The sequence below is a fragment of the Pseudoxanthomonas winnipegensis genome (assembly GCF_030322905.1).
Lineage (GTDB): Bacteria > Pseudomonadota > Gammaproteobacteria > Xanthomonadales > Xanthomonadaceae > Pseudoxanthomonas_A > Pseudoxanthomonas_A winnipegensis.
Window position 1 is genome coordinate 3,602,039 of sequence record NZ_CP095475.1, and the last position, 21,723, is coordinate 3,623,761.

Annotated in this window: 28 protein-coding genes; 11 read left to right on the plus strand and 17 right to left on the minus strand. The window is 67.8% G+C overall.

Features of this window, described 5'->3' with window-relative positions; genetic code table 11:
• Positions 1-23: 23 nt before the first annotated feature.
• A complete protein-coding gene (locus MWN52_RS15795) occupies positions 24-377 on the plus strand; it encodes a DUF3147 family protein (RefSeq protein ID WP_130516726.1) in 354 nt (117 codons plus the stop codon).
• Between the two features lie 173 nt (positions 378-550).
• On the plus strand, positions 551-1,348 hold the full coding sequence (locus MWN52_RS15800; protein ID WP_286575446.1) for a hypothetical protein: 798 nt from the start codon (positions 551-553) through the stop codon (positions 1,346-1,348).
• A gap of 64 nt (positions 1,349-1,412) precedes the next feature.
• On the opposite strand, the gene MWN52_RS15805 is transcribed toward MWN52_RS15800, so the two are convergent.
• The 4 genes from MWN52_RS15805 to MWN52_RS15820 form a co-directional block, all read right to left on the minus strand.
• Entirely contained in the window at positions 1,413-2,615 is a 1,203-nt protein-coding gene (locus MWN52_RS15805; protein ID WP_286575447.1) for a DUF1501 domain-containing protein, read from the minus strand.
• Between the two features lie 29 nt (positions 2,616-2,644).
• Complete coding sequence (locus MWN52_RS15810; protein WP_286575448.1) at positions 2,645-4,225, minus strand: DUF1800 domain-containing protein; 1,581 nt, start codon at positions 4,223-4,225, stop codon at positions 2,645-2,647.
• A 316-nt stretch (positions 4,226-4,541) separates the two neighbouring features.
• Positions 4,542-4,763: a YbaK/EbsC family protein gene (locus MWN52_RS19685; protein ID WP_425608048.1), complete on the minus strand. Its 222-nt coding sequence runs from the start codon at positions 4,761-4,763 to the stop codon at positions 4,542-4,544.
• A gap of 207 nt (positions 4,764-4,970) precedes the next feature.
• Complete coding sequence (locus MWN52_RS15820; RefSeq protein ID WP_286575450.1) at positions 4,971-5,267, minus strand: YbaK/EbsC family protein; 297 nt, start codon at positions 5,265-5,267, stop codon at positions 4,971-4,973.
• Positions 5,268-5,409: 142 nt separating this feature from the next.
• Between MWN52_RS15820 and MWN52_RS15825 the strand changes: the two genes are divergently transcribed.
• Positions 5,410-5,940: a GNAT family N-acetyltransferase gene (locus MWN52_RS15825; RefSeq protein ID WP_130535029.1), complete on the plus strand. Its 531-nt coding sequence runs from the start codon at positions 5,410-5,412 to the stop codon at positions 5,938-5,940.
• A gap of 198 nt (positions 5,941-6,138) precedes the next feature.
• Positions 6,139-7,359, plus strand: a complete 1,221-nt coding sequence (locus MWN52_RS15830; protein WP_286575451.1) for a hypothetical protein — start codon at positions 6,139-6,141, stop codon at positions 7,357-7,359.
• A 93-nt stretch (positions 7,360-7,452) separates the two neighbouring features.
• On the opposite strand, the gene MWN52_RS15835 is transcribed toward MWN52_RS15830, so the two are convergent.
• The 3 genes from MWN52_RS15835 to MWN52_RS15845 form a co-directional block, all read right to left on the minus strand.
• Positions 7,453-7,950 (minus strand): TspO/MBR family protein, encoded by a 498-nt coding sequence (locus MWN52_RS15835; protein ID WP_286575452.1) that lies wholly within the window; start codon positions 7,948-7,950, stop codon positions 7,453-7,455.
• 132 nt (positions 7,951-8,082) lie between these two features.
• Entirely contained in the window at positions 8,083-8,541 is a 459-nt protein-coding gene (locus tag MWN52_RS15840; protein ID WP_286575454.1) for a hypothetical protein, read from the minus strand.
• A 108-nt stretch (positions 8,542-8,649) separates the two neighbouring features.
• The gene (locus MWN52_RS15845; RefSeq protein ID WP_286575455.1) at positions 8,650-9,297 is read right to left on the minus strand and encodes a dihydrofolate reductase family protein; all 648 of its coding nucleotides are present in this window, start codon (positions 9,295-9,297) and stop codon (positions 8,650-8,652) included.
• Between the two features lie 472 nt (positions 9,298-9,769).
• Here MWN52_RS15845 and MWN52_RS15850 point away from each other — a divergent pair, with 472 nt between their 5' ends.
• Positions 9,770-11,050 carry a carbohydrate porin gene (locus MWN52_RS15850; protein ID WP_286575456.1) on the plus strand — a complete coding sequence of 427 codons (1,281 nt, stop codon included), beginning with the start codon at positions 9,770-9,772 and terminating at the stop codon, positions 11,048-11,050.
• 547 nt (positions 11,051-11,597) lie between these two features.
• Here the strand turns inward: MWN52_RS15850 and MWN52_RS15855 are convergent.
• From MWN52_RS15855 to MWN52_RS15865, 3 genes are all read right to left on the minus strand, one after another.
• Positions 11,598-12,050: a hypothetical protein gene (locus tag MWN52_RS15855; RefSeq protein WP_286575457.1), complete on the minus strand. Its 453-nt coding sequence runs from the start codon at positions 12,048-12,050 to the stop codon at positions 11,598-11,600.
• 354 nt (positions 12,051-12,404) lie between these two features.
• Complete coding sequence (locus MWN52_RS15860) at positions 12,405-13,067, minus strand: XAC0095 family protein (protein ID WP_286575458.1); 663 nt, start codon at positions 13,065-13,067, stop codon at positions 12,405-12,407.
• A 338-nt stretch (positions 13,068-13,405) separates the two neighbouring features.
• The gene (locus MWN52_RS15865) at positions 13,406-14,506 is read right to left on the minus strand and encodes a M28 family peptidase (RefSeq protein ID WP_286575459.1); all 1,101 of its coding nucleotides are present in this window, start codon (positions 14,504-14,506) and stop codon (positions 13,406-13,408) included.
• Positions 14,507-14,711: 205 nt separating this feature from the next.
• Between MWN52_RS15865 and MWN52_RS15870 the strand changes: the two genes are divergently transcribed.
• The 3 genes from MWN52_RS15870 to MWN52_RS15880 all read left to right on the plus strand — a co-directional run bounded on the left by MWN52_RS15870 (position 14,712) and on the right by MWN52_RS15880 (position 16,399).
• Positions 14,712-15,194: a hypothetical protein gene (locus MWN52_RS15870; RefSeq protein WP_286575460.1), complete on the plus strand. Its 483-nt coding sequence runs from the start codon at positions 14,712-14,714 to the stop codon at positions 15,192-15,194.
• A 591-nt stretch (positions 15,195-15,785) separates the two neighbouring features.
• Positions 15,786-16,106, plus strand: a complete 321-nt coding sequence (locus tag MWN52_RS15875) for a hypothetical protein (RefSeq protein WP_286575461.1) — start codon at positions 15,786-15,788, stop codon at positions 16,104-16,106.
• Between the two features lie 155 nt (positions 16,107-16,261).
• Positions 16,262-16,399 (plus strand): hypothetical protein, encoded by a 138-nt coding sequence (locus MWN52_RS15880; protein ID WP_286575464.1) that lies wholly within the window; start codon positions 16,262-16,264, stop codon positions 16,397-16,399.
• A gap of 134 nt (positions 16,400-16,533) precedes the next feature.
• Here MWN52_RS15880 and MWN52_RS15885 read toward each other — a convergent pair whose 3' ends face one another.
• From MWN52_RS15885 to MWN52_RS15900, 4 genes are all read right to left on the minus strand, one after another.
• Positions 16,534-16,752, minus strand: a complete 219-nt coding sequence (locus MWN52_RS15885; protein ID WP_286575465.1) for a hypothetical protein — start codon at positions 16,750-16,752, stop codon at positions 16,534-16,536.
• 210 nt (positions 16,753-16,962) lie between these two features.
• On the minus strand, positions 16,963-17,538 hold the full coding sequence (locus tag MWN52_RS15890; RefSeq protein WP_286575466.1) for a hypothetical protein: 576 nt from the start codon (positions 17,536-17,538) through the stop codon (positions 16,963-16,965).
• Positions 17,539-17,723: 185 nt separating this feature from the next.
• Complete coding sequence (locus tag MWN52_RS15895; RefSeq protein ID WP_286575467.1) at positions 17,724-18,128, minus strand: hypothetical protein; 405 nt, start codon at positions 18,126-18,128, stop codon at positions 17,724-17,726.
• The gene (locus tag MWN52_RS15900; protein ID WP_286575468.1) at positions 18,100-18,405 is read right to left on the minus strand and encodes a DUF3658 domain-containing protein; all 306 of its coding nucleotides are present in this window, start codon (positions 18,403-18,405) and stop codon (positions 18,100-18,102) included. The genes MWN52_RS15895 and MWN52_RS15900 overlap by 29 nt, the downstream gene beginning before the upstream one ends.
• Positions 18,406-18,633: 228 nt before the next feature.
• Here MWN52_RS15900 and MWN52_RS15905 point away from each other — a divergent pair, with 228 nt between their 5' ends.
• From MWN52_RS15905 to MWN52_RS15915, 3 genes are read left to right on the plus strand one after another with little or no spacing between them, the layout of a single operon-like run.
• The gene (locus tag MWN52_RS15905; RefSeq protein WP_286575469.1) at positions 18,634-19,215 is read left to right on the plus strand and encodes a TetR/AcrR family transcriptional regulator; all 582 of its coding nucleotides are present in this window, start codon (positions 18,634-18,636) and stop codon (positions 19,213-19,215) included.
• Positions 19,216-19,256: 41 nt separating this feature from the next.
• The gene (locus MWN52_RS15910) at positions 19,257-19,544 is read left to right on the plus strand and encodes a YciI family protein (protein ID WP_286575470.1); all 288 of its coding nucleotides are present in this window, start codon (positions 19,257-19,259) and stop codon (positions 19,542-19,544) included.
• Between the two features lie 31 nt (positions 19,545-19,575).
• Positions 19,576-20,184 (plus strand): DNA-3-methyladenine glycosylase I, encoded by a 609-nt coding sequence (locus tag MWN52_RS15915; RefSeq protein WP_286575471.1) that lies wholly within the window; start codon positions 19,576-19,578, stop codon positions 20,182-20,184.
• Positions 20,185-20,414: 230 nt separating this feature from the next.
• Here MWN52_RS15915 and MWN52_RS15920 read toward each other — a convergent pair whose 3' ends face one another.
• From MWN52_RS15920 to MWN52_RS15930, 3 genes are all read right to left on the minus strand, one after another.
• Complete coding sequence (locus MWN52_RS15920) at positions 20,415-20,972, minus strand: DUF4865 family protein (protein WP_286575472.1); 558 nt, start codon at positions 20,970-20,972, stop codon at positions 20,415-20,417.
• An 82-nt stretch (positions 20,973-21,054) separates the two neighbouring features.
• Positions 21,055-21,366 (minus strand): tautomerase family protein, encoded by a 312-nt coding sequence (locus MWN52_RS15925; protein ID WP_286575473.1) that lies wholly within the window; start codon positions 21,364-21,366, stop codon positions 21,055-21,057.
• The gene (locus MWN52_RS15930; RefSeq protein ID WP_286575475.1) at positions 21,366-21,716 is read right to left on the minus strand and encodes a carboxymuconolactone decarboxylase family protein; all 351 of its coding nucleotides are present in this window, start codon (positions 21,714-21,716) and stop codon (positions 21,366-21,368) included. The genes MWN52_RS15925 and MWN52_RS15930 overlap by 1 nt, the downstream gene beginning before the upstream one ends.
• Positions 21,717-21,723 lie beyond the last annotated feature (7 nt).

A 21,723-nucleotide genomic window follows, 5' to 3' on the forward strand; every position in this document is an offset into this window, starting at 1 on the left:
TCTCTCCCAAACGAACGCTGCTTATGCCCTGGCTCATCGCCAAGTACGCCGTCACCGCGCTGATCGTCGTGGTCGTGTCCGAAGCGGCCAAGCGCAGCGACCGGCTCGGCGGCCTGCTCGCCGCGCTGCCGCTGGTCACGCTGCTGGCCCTGGTCTGGCTGCAGCTGGAGCGGCAGCCGGCGGAGAAGATCGCCAACCATGCCTGGTACACCTTCTGGTACGTGGTACCGACGCTGCCGATGTTCCTCGCCTTCCCCCTGCTGCTGCCGCGGCTGGGCTTCTGGTGGACGCTGGGCGCCAGCGCGGCGCTGACCGTGGTGTGCTTCTGGCTGTTCGCCCTGGCAGTGCGGCCGTTCGGGATCCAGCTGCTGCCGTAAGCAAGGCCCGCAATCCGCCCTGCTCACGCTTGTGCAGGCCTGCTCACAAGACCTAACGCTCCAACGCATCCGAACACTTGCTCACGCCGGTGCCACGGGTGGTTAACGGCGCGGCTTGCACCGTCGTTCCCACAGCAACGGTCGCACGTCGCGGCCGGACATGGGAGATGCAAGTGAGCAAGGCCAATGACAAGTACGACCCGACCGTCGATGAGACCGTCGCCAATCCGAACCGCGATCCCATCACCGGCACGCCCGGCGCGCATCCGGTCGGCGTGGGCGTCGGCGGCGTGGTCGGTGGCGCCGCGGTCGGCGCGGCCGCCGGTTCGGTCCTGGGACCGATCGGCACCCTGATCGGCGCTGCGGTGGGCGTGGTCGCCGGTGGCGCCGTCGGCAAGGGCGTGGCCGAGAAACTCGACCCGACCGTCGAGGCCGACTATTGGCGCGCCGCGCACAAGCACCGCCCCTACTACGATCCGGCCAAGGACTTCGATCGCGACTACGCCAGCGTCTATGGCTACGGCCTGCAGGCGCGCGAGGCCGAGCCCGGCCGCAGCTGGGAGGAGCGCGAGGCCGAGCTGGAACGCGAATGGCCGCGCAACCGCGGCACCTCCACCCTGGAATGGGAGCAGGCTCGCCCCGCCGCGCGCGATGCCTGGGAGCGCGCCGACCGCAGCCATCTGGCCTATGCCGACAGCGACGAGCGCTTCCGCACGCACTTCGAACGTGCGCCGTATCGCGGCCCGGAGCACCAGTACGAGGACTTCGTGCCGGCCTACCGCTATGGCACGCGCTCGCGTTTCAGCAGCGACTTCGGCGGGCGCATGTGGGACGACACCGTCGCCGACGAGCTGCGCCTGGGCTGGAACAGCGCGCGCGGCAGCTCGCGCCTGGACTGGGACGAGGCCAAGGGCGCGGTGCGCGATGCCTATCTGTCCGACGAGCCCTTCGACGGCGGACGCCGCGGCTGAGTTCGATCTGCCGCGTTGAAGACACGACAGGGCGCCCCATGGCGCCCTGTCGCTTTGTCGCAACTCACACCAGCTGCAGATCCTTCGGCTTGGCGCCGGGGAAGACCTGCTCAAGCTGGGTGCCGTTCAAGCCCCACATGCGCTGCAGCAGGCCGCCGAACAGCTCGCGGTAGTTGGTCAGCACCGGATAGTCGCGGTTCTGCAGCAGGTTGGCCTGGGCCACGTCCACCTGCGGCCCGGCGATGCGCCCGCCTTTGACGCCGCCGCCCAGCACCCAGTACGTGGTGCCGTGGCCATGGTCGGTGCCCTTGTCGCCGTTCTCGCGGAAGGTGCGGCCGAACTCGCTCAGCACTACCACCACCGTGTCGTTCCAGTCCTCGCCCAGCGCATCGGCATAGGCCGCCAGGCCCTGGCCGAGGTTCTTGAGGTTGTTGGCCAGCTGGCCGTCGGTGCTGCCCTGGTTGACGTGCGTGTCCCAGCCGCCGACATCGACGAAGCCCAGCCGGTACTTGTCGCGCATCAGCACGGCCATGCGCCGGGTCTCGTCGGCGAAGCTGCGCGCGCTGGCCGCGCCGCGGCTGGCCTGCATCATCTCCTGCTGCAGCGCCTGGCTGACCTGCTGGCGCAGGGCCAGGCCGTCGCGCGCGGCGCTGGCCAGCTGGGTGCCTTGGTACATGCCGGCCAAGATGTCGGACTGGCGCGGGTCGAACACCGGCTTGGCATCGTTGCGCAGCGACAGGTTGGGGATCTCGCCGGCGCCCTGGAAACTCAGCGGCAGCGAGTCGGTGAAGGCGATCGCCGGCACGCCGGTCATCACCGCCGACAGCCGCGCCAGGAAGCCGGAGCGGTAGTCGTGGCGATCGGCGCCGGCCTCGCCCGATTCGATGTCGTCCTGGGTCTCGAAGTGGCTGCGCGACAGGTCGTCGGTACCGGCGAACGGCACGAACGCCAGCTGCTTCCTCTGCCACAGCGGCAGCAGGCTGTCGCGCAGCACCGGGTTGAGGCCCCAGTGCGCGTCCAGCGCGATGGCGCTCTTGTCGTTGGCCGGGTCGGGCCTGGCGATGGCCAGGGTGGGACGCGCGTCGTAGTAGAAATCGCTGGCCACCGGCACCAGCAGGTTGTTGCAGTCGTAGCCGCCGCGCAGGAACACCACCAGCATCCGGCTGCGACCCTTCGGCGGAGCGGCGAACAGCCGCCCGGACCAGCCCATGCTGCCGCTGGCGGCGGCGGTCAGTGCGCTGGCGATGAGGAAATCACGACGTTTCATGGGAACACCCTCGTGCAGGGATGTAGGGATCAGCGGTAGTTGAAGTCGGGAGACGCCAGCAGGAAGGCGTTCCACTCCTGCTGCGAACGCGCCTTGGCCAGCGCCTCGCGCGTAGCCGGCGCCAGCGTCGGCTCGATCGCGGCATAGAACAGCCGCGAGGCCGGCATCGGGAAGCCGCCCTGTTGCTCGGCCTTGCCATCGGCCTTGGCGGGCGTGAACAGCCGCGCATCGCCACCGCCGATGGCGCGGGCGATCTCGAAGCGCTTGGCCATCTGGCCCGAGCTGTTCCAGGCGTCGGAGGCCAGCGGCCAGCCGTCGGGCGTGATCCGGCCGAAGCTCTGCTCGCCCAGCTGCCCCAGCCAGCCCACTAGCGGCGCGGGGTTGGCGATCACCTGGCCGTCGTAGGCGAAGCGGATCGAGGACACCAGGTAGCGATACGGATCCTTGAACTTGCGCTGGCCGGCATCGGCGAACTCGCGCGAGCTCACCATCACCTCCATCACCTTGGCGATGTCGCCATCGCTGCGCAGGAAGGCCTTGGCCATCTTGTCCACCAGCGCCGGCGGCGGCGTATCGGCGACGAAGTACTGCGCCAGCTGGCTGGAGATGAAGTGCGCGCACGCCGGCTGGCGGGTGATGAGCTCCACCGCGCTGCGCACCTCGTCGAAGCCGCCGCCGGCGATGCGCTGGCCCAGCAGGGTCTTGTCGCCCTCCTGATGGCGCGCCGGGTTGAACTCGAACGCGCCCTCGCGCAGGTACTGGGCCTGCTGGGCCGGCTTGAGCTTGGGCGGGCCGTCGCGATCGGGCGGCGCGATGCCCACGCCGGTCAGCACCAGCGCCAGCTGCTGCACATCGTGCTGGGTATAGCCGGCGTCCACGCCGAGCGTGTGCAGCTCCATCAGCTCGCGCGCGTAGTTCTCGTTGACCTTGCCCTTGGCGTTCTGCGCGTTGTCCAGGTAGTCCAGCATGGCCGGGCTCTTGAGCGTGGCCAGCACCAGGTCGGAGAAGTGACCCAACGCATTCGGGCGGATCGCGCGATCGACGTAGTCGCCCAGCACCCAGCCCACGCGCGCCTTGTCGGCCTGCACGCTGAAGTGGTTGAGCCAGAACCACACCAGTTGCTCGCGCAGCTGATCCGGGTCGTAGACCGCACGCAGCAATTCGGCCTGGCGCACCTGCTGCACGTTCTGGTTCTTCTGTTCCTGCAGCGCCTTCTTCGCGGCGGCCTTGGCATCGCCGTCGGGCATGGCGTTGATCTCCTTCTGCCGCGCCGCCAGCTGCGTCAGTGCCGCCGGCGCCGACACGTTCAGCCCTTCGTAGCCCTGCAGCTGTGCCTGCACCGCCGCGGGCAGATTGGTATCGCCCGCATCCGGGTGCAGCTGCGCGCGCAGGTAGTCGCGTTGGCCCTGCCGGCCGAGCGCGGCCACGCTCGCGCTGTCCAGGCCGAACTGCACCCGCTCCAGCCAGCGCAGCTGATCCGGGGTCGGGCTGGCATCGCGCGCGGCGGCCGGCAGCGCGCACAGGCCGGACGCGGCCAACAGGCCAAGTGACAACGCGCTTCGACGCGCACGGGAGAGCAGAGCAGCAGACGGGGTTGCAGGCGGGTACATCGACCACCTCCGGGCGTTGCGGGCCATGTGCGCCGCGTGAAAACCCTAGCCCTGGCGTCTTGCACGCGGGTTAAGCCATTGTCGGAACGCGACCGCGCGGGGGGCACGGATTCAGACGTGGCGCGATGTGGCGCCGCGTGGCAACGGACGTCGCCTGCGAGGCCGCGAAACGCGGCATTGGCGAATGCTGCGACCGTGCCACGGTTGGCGTCCGAAGGGAAGCCAGCGCCGGAAGCGCATGCCATGGCCATGCGCTCGGGAGGCGACGACGCGGTTCGCGCCAACGCGCCTCAGCGCACTGTCGCGACTGCCGCGCTCAGGCCTTGCCCACATCCACCCACTGCGCCTGCACCAGGTCAACCAGGCGCGTCGGCGCCAGGCACACGGCGCTGTTGGGCGAGCCGGCGGCCGGATACACCAAGGCATGCGCCTGCAGGGAGACATCGCAGCAGATGCGCGCCGGTCCGGCCAGGCCGAACGGGCACACGCCGCCGACCGGATGCCCGGTCAGCGCCAGGGTCTGCTCCGGCGGCAGCATGCGCGGCTTGGTGCCGAAGGCGGCCTTGAACTTCTGGTGGGGGCCTGTCCTCCCTCCCCGGGCAGGCCGCGTTGGCGCTGCAAGGCCGTCAGGTTTGCGTCGCGCGGCGCAGGCTTGACTGGCCGTCAGGCCAAGCCGCGCGGCGCGAAGATGGCGGCCTTGCAGCGCCAACCCGAAGGGCCGCCCTTGCGCGCACCCGGGGCCGCGTCATTGCTCGGTCGTGGACGGACGTCCACTCCCTCCCGCTTCCTTGCCCCGGGCACGCGCAAGGGCGGCGCGACCTGCCCGGGGAGGGAGGACAGGCCCTAGCCGCGCATCGCCGGCCATGACCAGCAGCAACAGCGCATCGTCCAGCCCCAAGGCAAGGGTCTTGGCGATCTGCCCCGGCGTCACGCCCAGCGCTTCGGCGGCCATCGCCACGGTGGCCGTGCTCTGCGCGTGTTCGATCACCTCCACCTCGGGCGCGTGCTGCTGAAAGAAGGCGCGGACGGAGGCGATCGACACGGCGTGCTCCTTGAAGGCAGGAAGGAAGGCGGGCTTCGCGGCGGGCACCGGGACACGATGACGCCGACGCCTTATTCTGCCTGCCTGCGCCGCCGTTGCGCGAAGCCACGCGCGGCCGCCGTTCCCTCGCCCAGAGAGCCCCATGTCCGCCCACACCCTCGTGCGCTGCACGCACGACCAGCACGCCGCCGCGATCCTGGACATCTTCAACGATGCCATCCTCCACTCCACCGCGCTGTACGAGTACGCGGTGCGCACGCCGGCCACGATGACGGCTTGGTTCAAGGCCAAGGGCGATGGCGGCTTCCCGGTGATCGGCGTGGAGGACGCGCACGGCACGCTGCTGGCCTTCGGCAGCTACGGCACCTTCCGCGCCTTCCCGGCCTACAAGTATTCGGTCGAGCACTCGGTGTACGTGCATCCTGACCACCGCGGCCAGGGCCTGGGCCGGGTGGTGGTGCAGGCGCTGATCGAGGCCGCCCGCGCGCAGGGCCTGCACGCGATGATCGGCGGCATCGACGCCAGCAACACCGCCAGCGTGACCCTGCACGAGCGCCTGGGCTTCCGCCATGTCGGCACGCTGCCGCAGGTAGGCTTCAAGTTCGGCCGCTGGCTGGACCTGGCCTTCTACCAGTTGCTGCTGGAAACACCCGCGCAACCGGTCGACGGCTGAGCGCGCTCCCACTGCCGGCGGCGCGACGGACTGCGATGCCGCCGGGCCTGGCAGCAAGGCCAGATCCACCGACCTGATCAAATCCGGCGCGGCCACCCTGGGCCGCGCATCCGGCGAACCGGCGCGTGATGCGCGCCGCATGGCCTGTCCCTGCGCCGTTTTGCGCATTCCCGGGACACGCACGCCACCGGAACGCCCATGTCCAGCCACCGCCTCCTGCCCGCCGCCCTCGCCGCCTGCCTGCTGCTGGCCCTGCCCACCCGCGCCGCCGCGCCGGCCGCACCGACCCAGGTCTTCATCGACGTGGACACCCACAGGATGGCCGGCATGCCCGACATGGGCGCGCTGGGGCGCTTCGCCGGCATGCTGGGCGGCAAGCAGGACCTGGGCTATCCCGACGCGCGCTCGGCCGGGGCGAGTGGGCTGTACTTCGACATCGCCCTGCACAACACGCTGGCGCCGGGCCTGCCCGCGCAGCAGTCGATCCCGACCGGCCTGGGTCTGGGCGATGCGCTGCCGCTGCTGCCGCCCACGCGGGCGGTCATCCCCGACTCGCAGGGCGACGGCCCACTGATGGAAGCCACCGAGGCGCGCATGCTGGTGTACTGGGGCTGCGGCGCCAGCATCCGCCCCGGCCAGCCGCGCGTGATCCAGGTGCGCATGCGCAACGGCATGCCCGAGGCCAGCGGCACGATCGAGGCGCGCCGCGCGCCCGATCGCGACGTGCGGCCCGACCCCAGCTATGCGCTATGGCCCAACCAGAAGGCGCGCAAGCGCGCCGAGCGCGGCGCCTCGCTGCAGGGCGAGCACCGCATCACCGGCCAGGGCGTGCCGGAGTCGCTGAAGTTCAGCCTGGGCCCGCAGGCCGACTTCATGCCCGACATCGCCCTGCAGCAGCAGGGCGCGCCGGCCGACGGCATCGTCCTGAGCTGGCAGCCGGTGGCGCGCGCCGGCGCCTACTTCATCAACGTCATGGCCAAGCAGGGCAACGACATGGTGCTGTGGAGCAGCGCCGAGGTGCCCGACATGGGCAGCGGACTGATGGACTTCCTGCCCGGCGGCAGCCTGGAGCGCTGGGTCAAGGAGAAGGTGCTGCTGGGCCCGGAGACCACGCGCTGCCAGATCCCCAAGGGCATCCTCAAGGACGGCGGCGAGACCGGCGCGGGGCTGCTGTCGATGATCGCCTACGGCCCCGAAACCAATCTGGTCTGGCCGCCCAGGCCGGCAGACCCCAAGCAGCCCTGGACGCCGGAGTGGAACGTGCGCGTGCGCACCAAGTCCACCGCCAGCGCCATGCTCGGCATGGACCTCAGCGGCGCGGGCCAGGACCCGCAGTCGCCGACCGGCGATCCGAAACAGCCCGCGGAGAAGGAAAGCACCGGCAAGAAGCTGCTGCGCGGCCTGTTGAAAGGCCTCTGACGCCAGCGTCGAACGGCCCAGCCGCGCACGCGGCGCGGCTGGCGGCATGACGGCCGATGCTGCGGTCGTTCGTTTCCCGTCCGCCCGCTTCGCTCAACCCAGTGCCTGCGGATTGAGGTGCCATACCGCGTAGTTGAGCGCACTGGCGAAGCTGACCCACGCCAGATACGGCAGCAGCAGCGCGCCGGCCAGCGGCCGCACGCGCCAGAACATCGCCACCGTGACCACGATCAGCACCCACAGCACGACGATGTCCAGCATCGCCGCCGCGCCCAGGTGCCAGCCGAAGAACAACCAGCTCCACAGCGCATTGAGCGCCAGCTGCGCCACGAACACGGTCAGCGCCCGCCGCTGCGCGGCCCAGCCGCCGCGTCGCCACACCAGCCACGCCGCGATGCCCATCAGCACATACAGCACGCTCCACACCGGCCCGAACACCGCCGCCGGCGGCGCCCAGGACGGCAGCGCCAGCGTGGCGTAGAAAGTCGCCGCCTGCACCGACGCCGCCGCGCCGATGGCGCCGGCGACCAACACCAGCAGCAGCCAGCCGACCAGCCCCAGCACCTGGCGCTTTCCGGAAACCCCTTGCATCCCACACCTCGCACGCGATCGATATCGCGCGGCACTCTAGCGCCGCCCGTGACTGCGCGGCGTCAGCAAGGGGCGAGGGGCGCGTCGAGATTCGTCGCGGCGCCCGCTACAGCGGATGCCGACCGCTCCGGCTCAGGGCACCGAGTACTCGGCACCCAGCACGCATTGGCGCGCTTTGGCCTCGTTGTCGAAGTTGTCCACCGTCAGCACACCCCAGCCGTGGCCGGTGACGCCCACCCACAGGAAGCGCACTTCATCGGGCTTGGTGTCGATGGTCATGAAGCCGCCGGCGCCGGCATTGATGCCGTCGTGCCGCAGCAGCACGCCGTGCTTTCCGGGCGCAAGATCGGTATGCACGAAACTGTTGGCCTTCAGTGCGCCGATCGGCTCGTTGTCGACCAGGACCACGGTCTTGACCCCGCGCGCCACCAGCAGGGCTTTCTCGCGGCACACATACAGGCTCGATTTTCTGGGCACCGGCTCGAACTTCTTCAGTTGCGCCGATGCCGATGCGCCGCCGACGTTGTAGGTGGCGCATCCGGCCACGCAGAGGCTCGCCATCGCGAGGAGGGCCGAAACAACACGCTTCATGTGTTTTCCCCTTTTCTGGCTCGCGCTCCATGCGCAGCCCAACCGCATTCTCGACAAACACCCGCCACCGGGCAAGGACGAAACTACCCGCGCTGCGACGCCTGCGGCTCAGCCCCGCTCCAGCACCACATGCAGCGCCGCGTCCGAGGCGCGGAAGCTGGTGCAGCGATAACCGGGCACCGTTAGGTCCACGCCTTCGAACAGCCGCTCGCCCGAGCCCAGCAGCGTCGGCGCGATGGCCAGATGCAGCTGGTCGATCAACCCGGCCTGCAGATACTGGCGAACGGTGTCGGCGCCGCCGCCGATGCGGATATCGCGCGGGCCGGCCGCCTCGCGCGCCAGGCCCAGTGCCTCATGGATGCCGCCGGTGACGAAGTGGAAGACCGTGCCGCCCTGCATCGGCAGGCTGGGCCGCGCATGGTGGGTCAGCACGAACACCGGCACGTGGTGCGGCGGATCGTCGCCCCACCAGCCGCGCCAGTCCGCGTCGCCCCAGTCGCCACGGATGGGCCCGAACATGTTGCGCCCGATGATCCAGGCGCCGAGGTTCTCGAACCCGCGCGCGGCGATCTCGTCGTCCAGCCCCGTGCTGCCGCCCTCCTTGCCGAACAGCGTCTGCATGAAGGTGCGCGTCCCGCGCAGCCACCGATGCAGGTCCTGCGCGCCTTCGCCCATCGGCGCCTCCAGGCGCTGATGCGGCCCCGCGGCGAAGCCGTCCAGGGACAGGGTGAAACCTTCGACACGGACCTTCGACATCGCCAGCCTCCCAAGCTGCAAGAGGGAGCATCTTCCCTCAAGCGCGCGCCGATGGCCCGCTGCGGTGCGCGAACCGGGCCACGGTGCGTCGCGACGCCGGCGGCGGATGCCTTGGGTCCTGCTTTAGCGCTTACGGCTCCGCGACGGGAATGGCCGGAAAACCTGCAGCCTCCCTCCAACGCGTGTCCCCGGCCGCTGGCCCTTACCTGCGGAAGTCGCTGGGTTCCCGCGTTCGCGGGAACGACGATTCGGGTCTTTCGGGGGCGTATCGGTGCGATGCCGCCGGTGAGCGGCGACGCCGGGACCACCTTTCCCAAGGTGGCGTCGCAGGAGCTTCAACGTCGATAGCCCTCCCAACGCACCGCCATGGCGGCGCCGCGCTCCGAACGGCGTAACCCCAGAGGCCTCCCGGCACCGACGCGCCGTCACCGCGCGCGGTTTCCCCGACGCCACGCCCCGCGGACCCACACCCATGCATCGGCATTCCCCCGGCCGTTCCTGTTGTGCCCTGCTGTGCGCGCTGCTGATCTGCGCGCAGGCCCACGCCACGCCTGACCAGGCCGCCGCCATGACCGGCGACTGGGGCGGCGTGCGCCAGGGCTGGGCCACGCGCGGTGTCGCGCCGCGCGGCGACTACATCGGCGAGGCCGTGGACGTCGTCGACAACGGCGACGGGGCCAGCGGCGCGCGCTATGCGCAGCAGCTGCGCGTCGGCCTGGACCTGGCCATGGATCGGCTGGCCGGCTGGCGCGGCGGGGCGTTCCACCTCACGCTCAACGATCGCCGCGGCCGCAGCGCCTCGGCCGATCTGGTCGGCAATCGCTTCGCCATGCAGCAGGTCTACGGCGGCACCTATACGCGGCTGAGCGAGGTCAGCTTCGACTACGGCTTCGCCGGCGGCGGCTATCTCAAGCTGGGCTTCTACGCGATGGGCAGCCACTTCGGGCTGCTGGCCGCGGGCAACAGCTTCCTCAACTCGGCGTTGTGCGCGCACCCGCTGTCGATGACCGGCAACAGCGGCTGGTACAACTACCCGGTGGCGCGCTGGGGCGCCGAGGCCAGCTGGCCGCCGGCCGCGCACGTGGTCCTGCGCGGCGGCTGGTTCCAGGTCAATCCGCAGCTGCGCGGCAACAACGTGCACACCGCCTTCCGCCCCTTCGCCAGCGGCACGACCGGCTCGCTGTTCGTGCTCGAACTGGCCTGGACGCCGGGCGCTGGCGGCCCCTACGCCGGCAGCTACCAGATCGGCGCCTACGCCGACACCTCCCGCGCCAGGCGGCTGGGTACCGCGGCCAGCGTCAGCGGGCGCGACGGCGTGTGGCTGCTGGCCGAGCAGAAGCTCAGCGCCGAGACCGCCGACCCCACGCGCGGATTCACCGTCTTCGGCGAGTACATGCAGACCGACCAGGCGACCTCGCCCCTGCGGCACTGGCGCGTGGCCGGCCTGTATTACCAGGGCATCGGCACCCGCAGCCAGGACCACCTGGCACTGGGCTACGCCAGCGCCAAGGTCAACGGCGCCCTGCGCGCGGCGCAGCGCGTCGAACTGGCCGACACCGGCGTCCCCAGCGATTCACCGCTCTATCAGCTCACCGATGCCGAACGCCTGTACGAGCTGGCCTACACCGCCCAGCTCAGGCCCTGGCTGGCGCTGCGCCCGGACCTGCAGTACATCGTCGATCCGGGCACCTTCAGCTACAGGCGCGCGGGTGATGCGCTGGCGGTGGGGCTGCAGGTCCGGGCGACGTTTTAGCGCGCATCGAGGACGCCGAAGCACGAATGGACAACCGCCTTTCGAAGATCCGCTATTCCCGCGAACGCGGGAATCCAGCGCCTTTGTGGCTCTCCCGCGAAAGTCCCTGGGTTCCCGCTTTCGCGGGAACGACGGTGATGGGTGATGGGAGTGGCTCCAGATTCAACGCCTTCGGTAAGAGAAAAAGCCCGTCATTCCCGCGCACGCGGGAATCCAGCGCCTTGGAGGCTTTCCCGCGAAAGTCCCTGGGTTCCCGCTTTCGCGGGAACGACGGTGGTAGGTGATGGGAGTGGCTCCAAATTCAACGCCTTCGGTAAGCCAAAAGCCCGTCATTCCCGCGCACGCGGGAATCCATGGACTTTGACGCTTCCGCGTGAGAGGCGCTGGGCTCCCGCTTTCGCGGGAACGACGGTAGTGGGTTACTTGCGTGGCCGCAGGTTCAAAGGCTTCGGCGATCTGACAGCGACAAGCCGATGTCCAGTCGCGGAGCCTTTTGCGTGCCGACCTCAGCCACCGCGAGCCACCGCCAGCCGCACTCCGAACACCTTCACTCCGCAGCGTCACCACCGCCCGTATGCACCAGACTCTGGTGCAGCGCACGGGCCACCGCCAGATCCTCCTCATCGTCGAAGTACACCGCCATCTGCACCTGGCTGTCCTCCGCGAAGGCATGGCCGTAATAACCCGGCCTGCGCGCATCGTCCGGGTCGTCGACTTCCTCGGCCAGGCGATAGGCATAGAAGCGGATATCGCCGATCTGCGCCTGCTCGATGTCGTGCGCCTCCGGCGACTGATGCTGGCGCACATCGTCCAGGCGCGCCTCGATGCCGGCCCCGCCGTCGTTGTGCCAGATCGTCATCCACACCGTGACACGCTCGTTCCACAGCACCAGGTCGCCGTCCTCGATGCGCCGGTTGTAGGGCGCGTCCAGCGTGATCGCCCAGTCCGGCGTGAGCGGGTAATGGCCTTCGACGACGGGGAAGTCGGGATGGAGGGGCATGGCAAAACCTTGGTTGGTGCGAACGATAGAAGACTAGCCTACCCGCCTGGCTGTGCTCGATGTCTGCAGAGCGAGCTGGCGAGCACGCGCGGCACGCGCGTACTGCTGCCCCCGGTAGGCCCATAGCCGGTCACGGCGTGTCAGCCGAAACCCAGGCGGGCGCGTCTTTCCGCAAGCACAGGCGCTGACCACGCGGCTCGGAACCCAACCGCCGCACCATGCGCGAACGCAACGCGCAAACCCACTTCGCACCAAGCCCAAGGCGACGACGCCCCCGCAAGCCGCCTTTCATCCCGCAGACAACAGCGGCGGCCGAGGCCGCCGCTGCTTCCCACCGATCGCGGTGTGCGCGCGTCAGTGCAACCACATCGCCCCGGCCATCCGGCCGACGGCCTGCGGCAGACGCGGTGCGGCCTGCGCGTCGTGGCACAACGCCAGGACGGACCCGCCGCCATACGTGAGCCGGACTTCCCGCACCGACGCGGAGCCGCCGCCCGGCGCCAGCGGCTGCGCCGCGATCTCCGTGAGCAGGTCCGCCACCTCGCTGGCCTGATTGAAGATCGCGAAGCCCAGCATCGACACGCTGCCTTCCGCGTAGTCGGCCGCCTGCTCGGCGAACACCGCATCGCCGAAGGCCTTGATGCCCGAGACCAGCAGCTGCAGGGCGTCCAGCTGCGCCAGCGTCGCCCCGAAGGCCAGGCGCGGGCCCTGCGCCTGCGTCGCCTCGTCCACCGCGTACGGCGCGGCGGCTTCGGCCGCCGCCAACGCCGCGCCGGCCTGCGCCGGACGCGACATCCGCAGCAGCACCGCCTCCACCTGCCCGGCCACCTGGTCCAGGCTGCAGGCCAGCTCGGCCGCGCCCACGCCGGGCGCCTGCTTCCGCTTGCCGCCGGGGCGGGGCTGCGCCAGCCGCGCCAGCAGCCGCAGCTGGTGGCCGGCCTGCATCAGCAGGTGCTGGCTGTCCTCGGGCAGCGCGCCGCCCGTCGTGTTCCGCTCATCGAAGAGATGGTCCGTCATCGTTATTGCTCCTTGGCATCGCGAAGTGACCGCCCGCCATGTCCGGCGGACGGAAGTAAAGGAGACTCAAGCACCGCAGCGCGCCGGCAGGCGCATGCCCCTTGCGGGGGCGGTCATGGCCACCCTGCCGATGCCGCCATCGCATCGGGTGCCCCTGCCGGGACTGCAGGCACCGGGACACCAGGTTCAGGGGCGGGCCGCGTGCGCTGGGGCGTTTCCAGGCTCCTCGAAACCGAAGTTGCTCCGCCCCGTGGCCGGTGTCAACACCGCGCGGGGCGGCATCCGCGCGCGCTTCGGCCGCCCCCGTCCAGGCGGCAGCCGACGGAAGCCAACCGCGCTCAGGGCGCGGCGTTTTGCTCGCCGTGCAGCCTGCGCGCGGCCCCGACGTACTTGGCGGCCTTGGGGTTGTCGGCGTTCCAGCGCGGCGCCTTCGGGTCGTTGGCGATGGTCCACACGGCCAGGGCGACGGTGCGGTCGATGGCGGCCATGTTGGCGTAGTCGATCTTGTCCCAGGTGTCGGCCGGGCCGTGGTAGTCGGGAAAGGCGTAGGCCACGCTGATGGTGTGCGCCGGCACGCCCAGATCGGCCAGCGCCTGGTTGTCGCTGAAGGCGAAATAGCGGTCGCTGTTGACCGGGTGCTTGGTCATGCGGATGCCGGTGGCCTCGCCCGCCTTGCGCAGCACATCGGCCACTTGCGAGTAGTCCGCGCCGGTGATCGCGGCCGCGCGCACCTGCGGGCCCTCGCTGTCGTCGGTGCGGCCGACCTGCTCCAGGTTGATATTGGCCACCGTGTCGGCCACCGGCACCAGCGGATGCGCGCCGTAGTAGCGCGAGCCCACCAGCCCGTGCTCCTCGCCGAACACCGTCATGAACACGATGCTGCGCTTGGGCCGCACCTGCTGCGCAGCGAAGGCGCGCGCCAGCGCGATCACCGAGACCGTGCCGCTGCCATCGTCGTTGGCCCCGTTGAAGATCGGGTCATCGCCCTTGTCCTTGCGGATGCCCAGGTGGTCGTAATGCGCCGTGACCAGCACATAGGTCTTGCTCAACACCGGATCCGAACCGCGCAGCACGCCCACCACGTTGCGCACGATCAACGGCTCGGGCGCATCGGCGAACTTTGCCCGCTCCTTCTCCGGCGCGATCTGGCGCCAGTCCGCCGTCTGGAAATACCCGTCATCGCCCAACGGCTCCAGCCCCGCGCCCCGGAACTGCGCCGCGATGTACTCGGCCGCCAGATCCAGCCCGCGCGACGGCGTGCCCCGCCCCTCCAGCGCATCGGACGCCAGGAAGGACAGATCCCCGCGCATGGAATCGGCGGAAATGCTGGAGAGCAGGCGGGCCTGTGGCTGCGGCAGTTGGGATTCTTTGGCTTGCGCGGTGCCGAACACGAGCGCGACTGAAAGCAGCGCGACGCGCAAGCTTCTATGCGTATTCATCCTGTTTTACCCTGCGTTGATCTGGACCGGAGTCTAGCCTGCTTGTGGTCCAGGCCGTCGGCACGTCCGGAGGCTTCAGCTGGCGGCGGCACGACGCGGTCCGTAACCCCTTACCTCCCTCGGGAATCTGCTTGAAAGGCCTGAAAGCGCATCCAAACAATCCCCGCGACAGCCCAACTCCGGGGTGTGGGATCAGATGCTGACGATGACTCCTGACCAGCCGCTCCAGTATCCGCCGCACTACCCGCCTACCGACCCATGGGAGAGATTCTTCATCGGCGTTCGCTGGCTTGGACCTGACCTTTCGTTCTTTAAGGCGCTCGCTGCCCAGCAGCGATCGCGCTCGCCCGGTCTGTTGGATCGCTGGGGCGGAGGCGAGCGGCAGCGCGTCGCGACCCAGATGGGTGTCATCATGGCGCGTCACTTGGGCTGGCCGAACCCGTACTTCCTCCCCGGAGATAGCGTCGCTGTCGTGGCAGGCGGCCCTCGCTTCGACGCCATGGATAGGGATCTGGATGTGGAGGAGACGATCGCGGAACTGCAGGAGACACTTGGCGTGGCAATGCCAAAGGCCTTCTGGCAAGACGCGGGCCCGCTCACCCTGGCAGAACTGGTTGATCAGCTGATGGCGGCCGGAGCGGCGCCCACCAGTTCATTCGAGGCGACGCCGCCTCGCAGCGCGACCTGACTCAGGCCTTGGCCATCACACATGCCACAGCCCCTGCGCGAAGCCGTGAAGCGAGAGTTCTATCCCTTCGCGCTGGAGCGCGGATTTGCGCGCATCAAGTCAAACAATTCTCTGCGCACTTCTTTTCGAAAGGTTGACGGGGGTGTGGCGTATGAGTTCGAGATTCAATGGGACAAGTACCACCGGCCATATTTCGTCTTGAACTTCAGTGCGCCGGAAGGCTTGCCCATGCGAAGCCGGACAAGACATGGTCGACTTCAACGCAGGAGAGGCGGCCCATTGGGCTGCTGGTTCAATCTTCGCAGACCTTGGCATGAGGTTCTCAGAACCGGGCACCTTCGATACAAGCCAGAGCAGGTGGTGGGCCAAGTGATCTCTTGCTTCCCCGAGCTAGAGGCTTGGTGGTCTGAAGGCGTGGAGGGGCCGCATGTGTACTGCATCTAAGTGCCGGCTCATCAGTATCAAGCAACCATTGATCGGTCGCACCCGCCTCTCATCAAAGCGAGGCTGGGAAGACCCGACATGCGCCCTAGCATTTGTTCAAACCGACGCCGCTTCGCTACTCGGCTTAACGCTGGCGTTAGACCGCTGATGGTGATCGTTGAAACTTCGTCCAAGCGGCGCCGTATCTTGGCGCTTGCCACCACGGGGGTTTATGCGCTGGCCCTGCTCGCACTGGCCAGCAGCGGCGTCATGCTCTGGCGGATGTACTGCGAGAGCTTCGGGTGCGTTGGCAAAGGCATCGCGTGGTTCGCCTGGGCCATCAGCTTCATGGTCACGCTGGCGCTTGGCTATGTGGCCCGCCGCACCCAACAAGCCGCCGGCCGCATCGGCGTCGGATGTATTCTCGTTCTGCAACTCACGGCTGGGATCGCGCTCGCAGCTTACTGGGCGGTGCGGCAAGCAGGCTGACAGTGCGTCCGAGCCGACGCCGTTTCGCATCTCGGTTAACTCAGACCTTAGGTGCCATGGGACCAACGTCATCGCCAAGCACGCTAAAGACAGACCTGGCGGTTCTCGGGCTATTGGCAGCCTTGGCAGTCGCTACGTTTCTATTGAGGGAGGCCTTGGGTCTTCTGGTGTTCGCCGCGCTTGCTGTTGCGCTGCTGGTGCAGTGCATTCGGCTCGCCTTCTCGCGCGGCCGCAGCGAGACACTCAAGCAGCTCTGGGAAGCGGTCAAGGACGCGTTCTGGGGCATCGGCTAGGCAACCTGCCCTCTTTGAGGGACCAAACAGGGCCCGGAGCACAGCTTTGTGTCAGCTGAAGCACGAGCCCAATGCCGTCCCTGCAGGGAAAACAGCCCCCTGCCTCCTGTCTCAGGCAGCATCAAGTGTCGAATTCAGGTCACTTCGTACTTGACACAAAAGGTATCAAGTTCTGAGGAGACGACCTCTAACTGGTCGTCGTGGACGTGCAGCTCGACGCGCTCGCCCTCTAGCACGTTGTCAACGGCCTTCTTGGCCTCACCAAGAGTAAAGTTGAACCGAGCCCTTAACATGTCACTGAGACCAACTTTGTCACAGCCAGGACTCCATCCAACCAGGTAGACGACCTTCATCTTTTCACCCTTGGCACGATCTTGATCGGTCACGCTTGAAGAAGAACCTCCGGCAACGATGGACCAAAGCAGGGATCAGAGTCCAATTTCACGGCCGAAAGAGCCCGAGCCCCCTCTTCGCTCGCGAGCAGAATGGCACTCTGACCCCCATTCCCCTGACCCCCAATTCCCGTGACGGAGTGGAGAAACGTGTACGTCGGGTCGTCATCCTCACTCGGAGAGTGACGCCAAAAGCCTTTGCTGCTGACGGTTGGCCTTGTGATGCAGCGCCAAGGAGAGCAACAGATCTGGATGGGTTTCGCGGACCAACTCGAAGGTATCGCAGATCACACGATCAATGCGCCACCCGTGCCCGTCAAGAATGGCCTTGGCCATCGCTGGAACAACAAGCCCAAGAAGCGACGGTGAGCGGGACACGGCGAACGCAAGCGACTGCAGCGCGTGCGCTCGGCGAAGGGTATGCGGCTCGGTTTCGGCAACCTGGATCATTCGGCGGACCAGACCTTCCGCCGGGTTGGGTACGCGATCCACCAGGACACGGATCGGCCATGATGAAGCCGTCACAATGCGATTGGGCTCGTCCTGCTCCTGCGCCGCTTGAATGGCTGCATCGAGCAGTTCGGTGCGCTTGCGGCCATCAGAGAATTCGGCAGCACGTGCGAGCGCCTGGCAGCGATACCACGGATGATTGATCCTGCGGGCAAGAACGGCCGCGCCTTCAGGGTCATCTGGCGCCATCGCCCAGACGCGAGCGCGCCCGCGCACATCGTCCGGGGTGATCTTCATCCCGCTCATGTTACTCCGAGGAGTTGATACCCCAAAAAAGGTCAGAGTGCGGTTTCACTGTCACGCAAGCACGAGCCGGATCCCGTCGCTTACGAGCAAAACTGCACTCTGACCCCTATTGTCGGCCGGTTGATTTTCAGCCTTCAACTGGACAAAGCATTACCCGGACGCGCATTCCACGCGTATCATTCATAAAATTTAACACTCTTTATTTCAAGAGTATCCGAGTCAATCTCATATCTCGCCCCTCCACCCACGATGACGCTTTCGCGCAGATTCCTTTGGAGAGAGAAGATCACAACGTAAGAGTTGGATGACCGCGCCAATCCGACGGCATAGTTTCTGTAGTTATATACGTACTTAGCGAGTTCAGCGGTCTCCTTATCGACCTTCACTTTGCTTCTCTCCTCCTTGAGATGGCGCTCGAAGCTCCGCGCCGCGACTTTTCCAGCTTCAAAGCCGCGCTCAAATTCGCCGGACGAGGCCGATTTCGAGTAGACCAGGCAAAGAAGGGATAGCACTATCGCAAAACTTTTCATGCCCTTCCTCCAAAATGGCGAACTATCGCGCTTGCGGAAGTCGAACTTCACTGAAACGCATGCGGTAGAGATTGCCCCGTGCCTCTAACTTCCCGTCTGCAACCAGAGCGCGAACCCGTTGCGCGTAGAAGACGTCCGGGACCTTGTAGAAGTCTGGGTATGCGTCCATGGCGGTACCGACAACAGCGGCAACCTTGCGCCAGCTTGTACTGCTCGTGGTGAGAAGCGCTTGGTCGATGGCGTTGAAGTCATCCGGCGTGAGGACCGCGACAGCCTCAAGATCCTCGGCGTCGAGCGGTGGGTCGTCTTGGCTGTCTGCTGGCTCCATGACGCAGGTTCATAGCAGATCGGGGATCAGAGTGCAGTTTCATGTTCTCGAGAGCACGGGCTGATCCCGTGCCTTAAGTGCAAAACCGCACTCCGATCCCTGTTCTGATCGCTTCCGCGCCGCCCGCCCGGTTTCATTGTCTGCGTGCGGCCCCTAGGACAATTGACCTATACGATCTACCGAGATTAGGATGATTGTCCTAGAAGCCAGGCTTGATCAGGGGCGGGAATGGATACACGTGCGCGCATCTTGGCCGAGGCGGACCGGCTGTTCTATGAGCGGGGTTACGAGGCGACCTCGTTCGCCGACGTAGCCGACGCGGTCGGGATCTCCCGTGGCAACTTCTATCACCACTTCAAAAGCAAGGACGCCATCCTGGAGGCCGTGATCGGCCTGCGTCTGGAGGGAACCCGCGCGCTGCTCCAGCGCTGGGAGGCAGAGGCGGCAGCGCCGGCCGATGGCATTCGCGCCTTCATCCGCATCGTGGTCCGCAACCAGGCGTTGATCATGCGCCATGGCTGCCCCGTGGGAACCCTGTGCAGCGAGTTGTCCAAGCTCGAACACCCTGGACTGGCGCAGGCCACGCAGTTGTTTGTCCTGTTCCGTGAGTGGCTGGGAAGCCAGTTCGAACGGCTCGGGCGCGGCGCCGACGCCGACGCGCTGGCCATGCACGTGCTGGCCTTCAGTCAGGGCGTGTCGGCGCTGACGCAAGCCTTCGGCGATGCGCAGTTTGTCCAGCGCGAAGTCGAGCGCATGGAGTCCTGGCTCGACGCCATGGCCGCCAACGCGCCCGCATCGACGGCCGGGTGATCGGTTCGGCCTCCATCGCTTTCTTCCACAGGGGTACGTGCATGTTCATCGTGCTTCTACGCTTCGCCGTCGACCGCAGCCAGGCCGCGCCGCTGCTGCAGGCGCATGCGCAGTGGTTGCAGCAAGGCTTCGATGACGGCGTGTTTGCGCTGGCCGGCAGTCTTCCGCCGCAGGCCGGCGGCGCGATCCTGGCGCATGGCCTCAGCCGCTCGGACCTAGAGCGCAGGCTGCAGGCCGATCCCTTCGTCGCCGCTGGCGTGGTGCACAGCGAGATCGTCGAGGTGGCACCGGCCAAGGTGGCGACCTGCCTCGAGTTCCTGCTGCCGTGAGTCGGCATGTCGACAGTCCCAGGAGCGCCGTATGAGCGTCACTGTTCCCGGCCCTGACGGCCGCCCGCGCTGCGGCTGGTGCGCGGCGGCGCCGGAGTTCTTCCACTACCACGACACCGAGTGGGGCTTCCCGGTCGACGACGACCGTCGCCTGTTCGAGAAGCTCTGCCTGGAAGGATTCCAGTCCGGGTTGAGCTGGCGCACCATCCTGGCCAAGCGCGAGAACTTCCGTGCCGCCTTCCTCTACTTCGATTACCACCGCCTTGCGGCGTTCGACGAGCACGACGTGGCCCGGCTGCTGCAGGATCCCGGCATCGTGCGCCATCGCGGCAAGATCGAGGCGGCCATCCATAACGCGCGCATGGCCCAGGCACTGGTGCAGCGCGAAGGCTCACTGGCGGCGTTCGTGTGGCGCTACGAGGCGCCGGCACCGCCCGTGCCGCAGACCCGATCGACCTCGCCGGAGTCCGTGGCGCTATCGAAGGCGCTGAAGGCGCGCGGCTGGAAGTTCGTCGGCCCGACCACCGTGTATGCCTTCATGCAGGCGATGGGCCTGGTGAACGATCACGCCGAAGACTGCGTAGTGCGTGTGCAAGTCGCACGTGCGCGCAAGCGCTTCCGACCGCCCATCACAGGCTGAGGCGGCTGCGCCAAAACAGGGGTCAGAGCGCGGCTTCATGTGCGCGAACACGCCACATCAAGAGTCAGAGTGCAGCTCTTTATGTTCGCGAAAATAGAAGCCGATCTCGTCGCTCCCATAGGAAACTGGACTCCGGCCCCTACTTGCCGATGGGGCTCAAAGTCAGGCTGTTGGCGGGAAACCTGACCCCATCACTGCGCGATCTGTTCTAAGCATGCGTCGTCATCGCCTCACCCTGCTGCCGCGGCGACGCCTGGCGCGCTGAGGTGGTGCACGACGTAGGACTGCACGCTGTGCGCCGCCGGCGGCAAATCGCGCCACAGACCAAAGCGCAGGCGCGTCCATCCCTGCGGTTCGTAGCCCAGCACCGTGGCCAGCGCGCGATCGTGCGCCTCTCCCACTTCGTCGGGTGCGCCATCCATCGATGCGAAGGCGGCCGCCTGGATTTGGCGCGTGGCGTAGCGCGCCGTGCGCAGGACCGCAGGTGTGCTCGCGGCCTCGACCATCCAGCACGAAACCGGCGGGCGGCCGAAGGACTCGCACAACGCCGCGAACGCGGGGCCGTCGAGGAAGCGATGCATGGCCATCGCATCGCGCCAGAGATAGAACGGCGCATACAGGTTTTGCCGGGCGGGCAGCGCCGGATCGCGCCGATCCGCGACCAGATAGGCCTTGAACAGCAGCCCGGGCAGCGTGTCCAGCAGCGGCCCCTTGTCGGCGATGCGGCGGCGGATGATGGCCATGTCGTAGTCGGCCGGAAGCGCGATGCTGTACTGCATGGCGATCATGCCGGCGCCCCGCTGGCTGCGATACCGGCGCGGCCGCCGCCGAAGGACCAGTCCTGCGCCGAGGTGGTGACGATGGTGACCATCACGTCCTCCGGCGCGATCCCCGCGCGATGGCCAGCAGTTCGACCAGGCGCCGGTAGAACGCCTGCTTGCAGGCATCGCTGCGCTCGCGGCCGGCGGTGAGGGCGATCAGCACGAAGCGGTCCGAACGCGGCCCGCCCAGGTAGTGGCGGTCGAACACCAGTTCCTCCGGCGCCAGCTGGTGGATCATCTGGAAGCAATCGCCGGCAGGCACCTCGAAGGCCTCGTGCATGGCCTGGTAGAGACTGGACGACAGCGCACGCAGATAAGCGGGCGAGGTGCCGCGCAGCAGCGAGATACGGGCATGCGGCATCACGGCGTCTCCGTCGTGGCCGGCCGGGCCGCAGCGGCGGTGCGCAGCAACGGCAGCGCCGACGCCGCGCACGGCCAGCCGGCATAGAAGGCCAGGTGAGTGATGGCCTCGGCCAGGGTGTCGCGGTCCAGGCCGTGATCCAGTGCGCGCTGCAGGTGGAACGGCAGCTGCTCCAGACGGTACAGCGCCACCAAGGCAGCGACGGTGACCAGGCTGCGCTCGCGCGGCGACAGGCCGGGGCGCTGCCACACCTCGGCGAACAGCACCTCGTCGGTCAACCGGGCAAAGGCCGGCGCGATGTCGGCGAACGCCGCCTGCGGGGAAGGGGCGGTGGGGGTGGAATCGCGCATCGGAGGC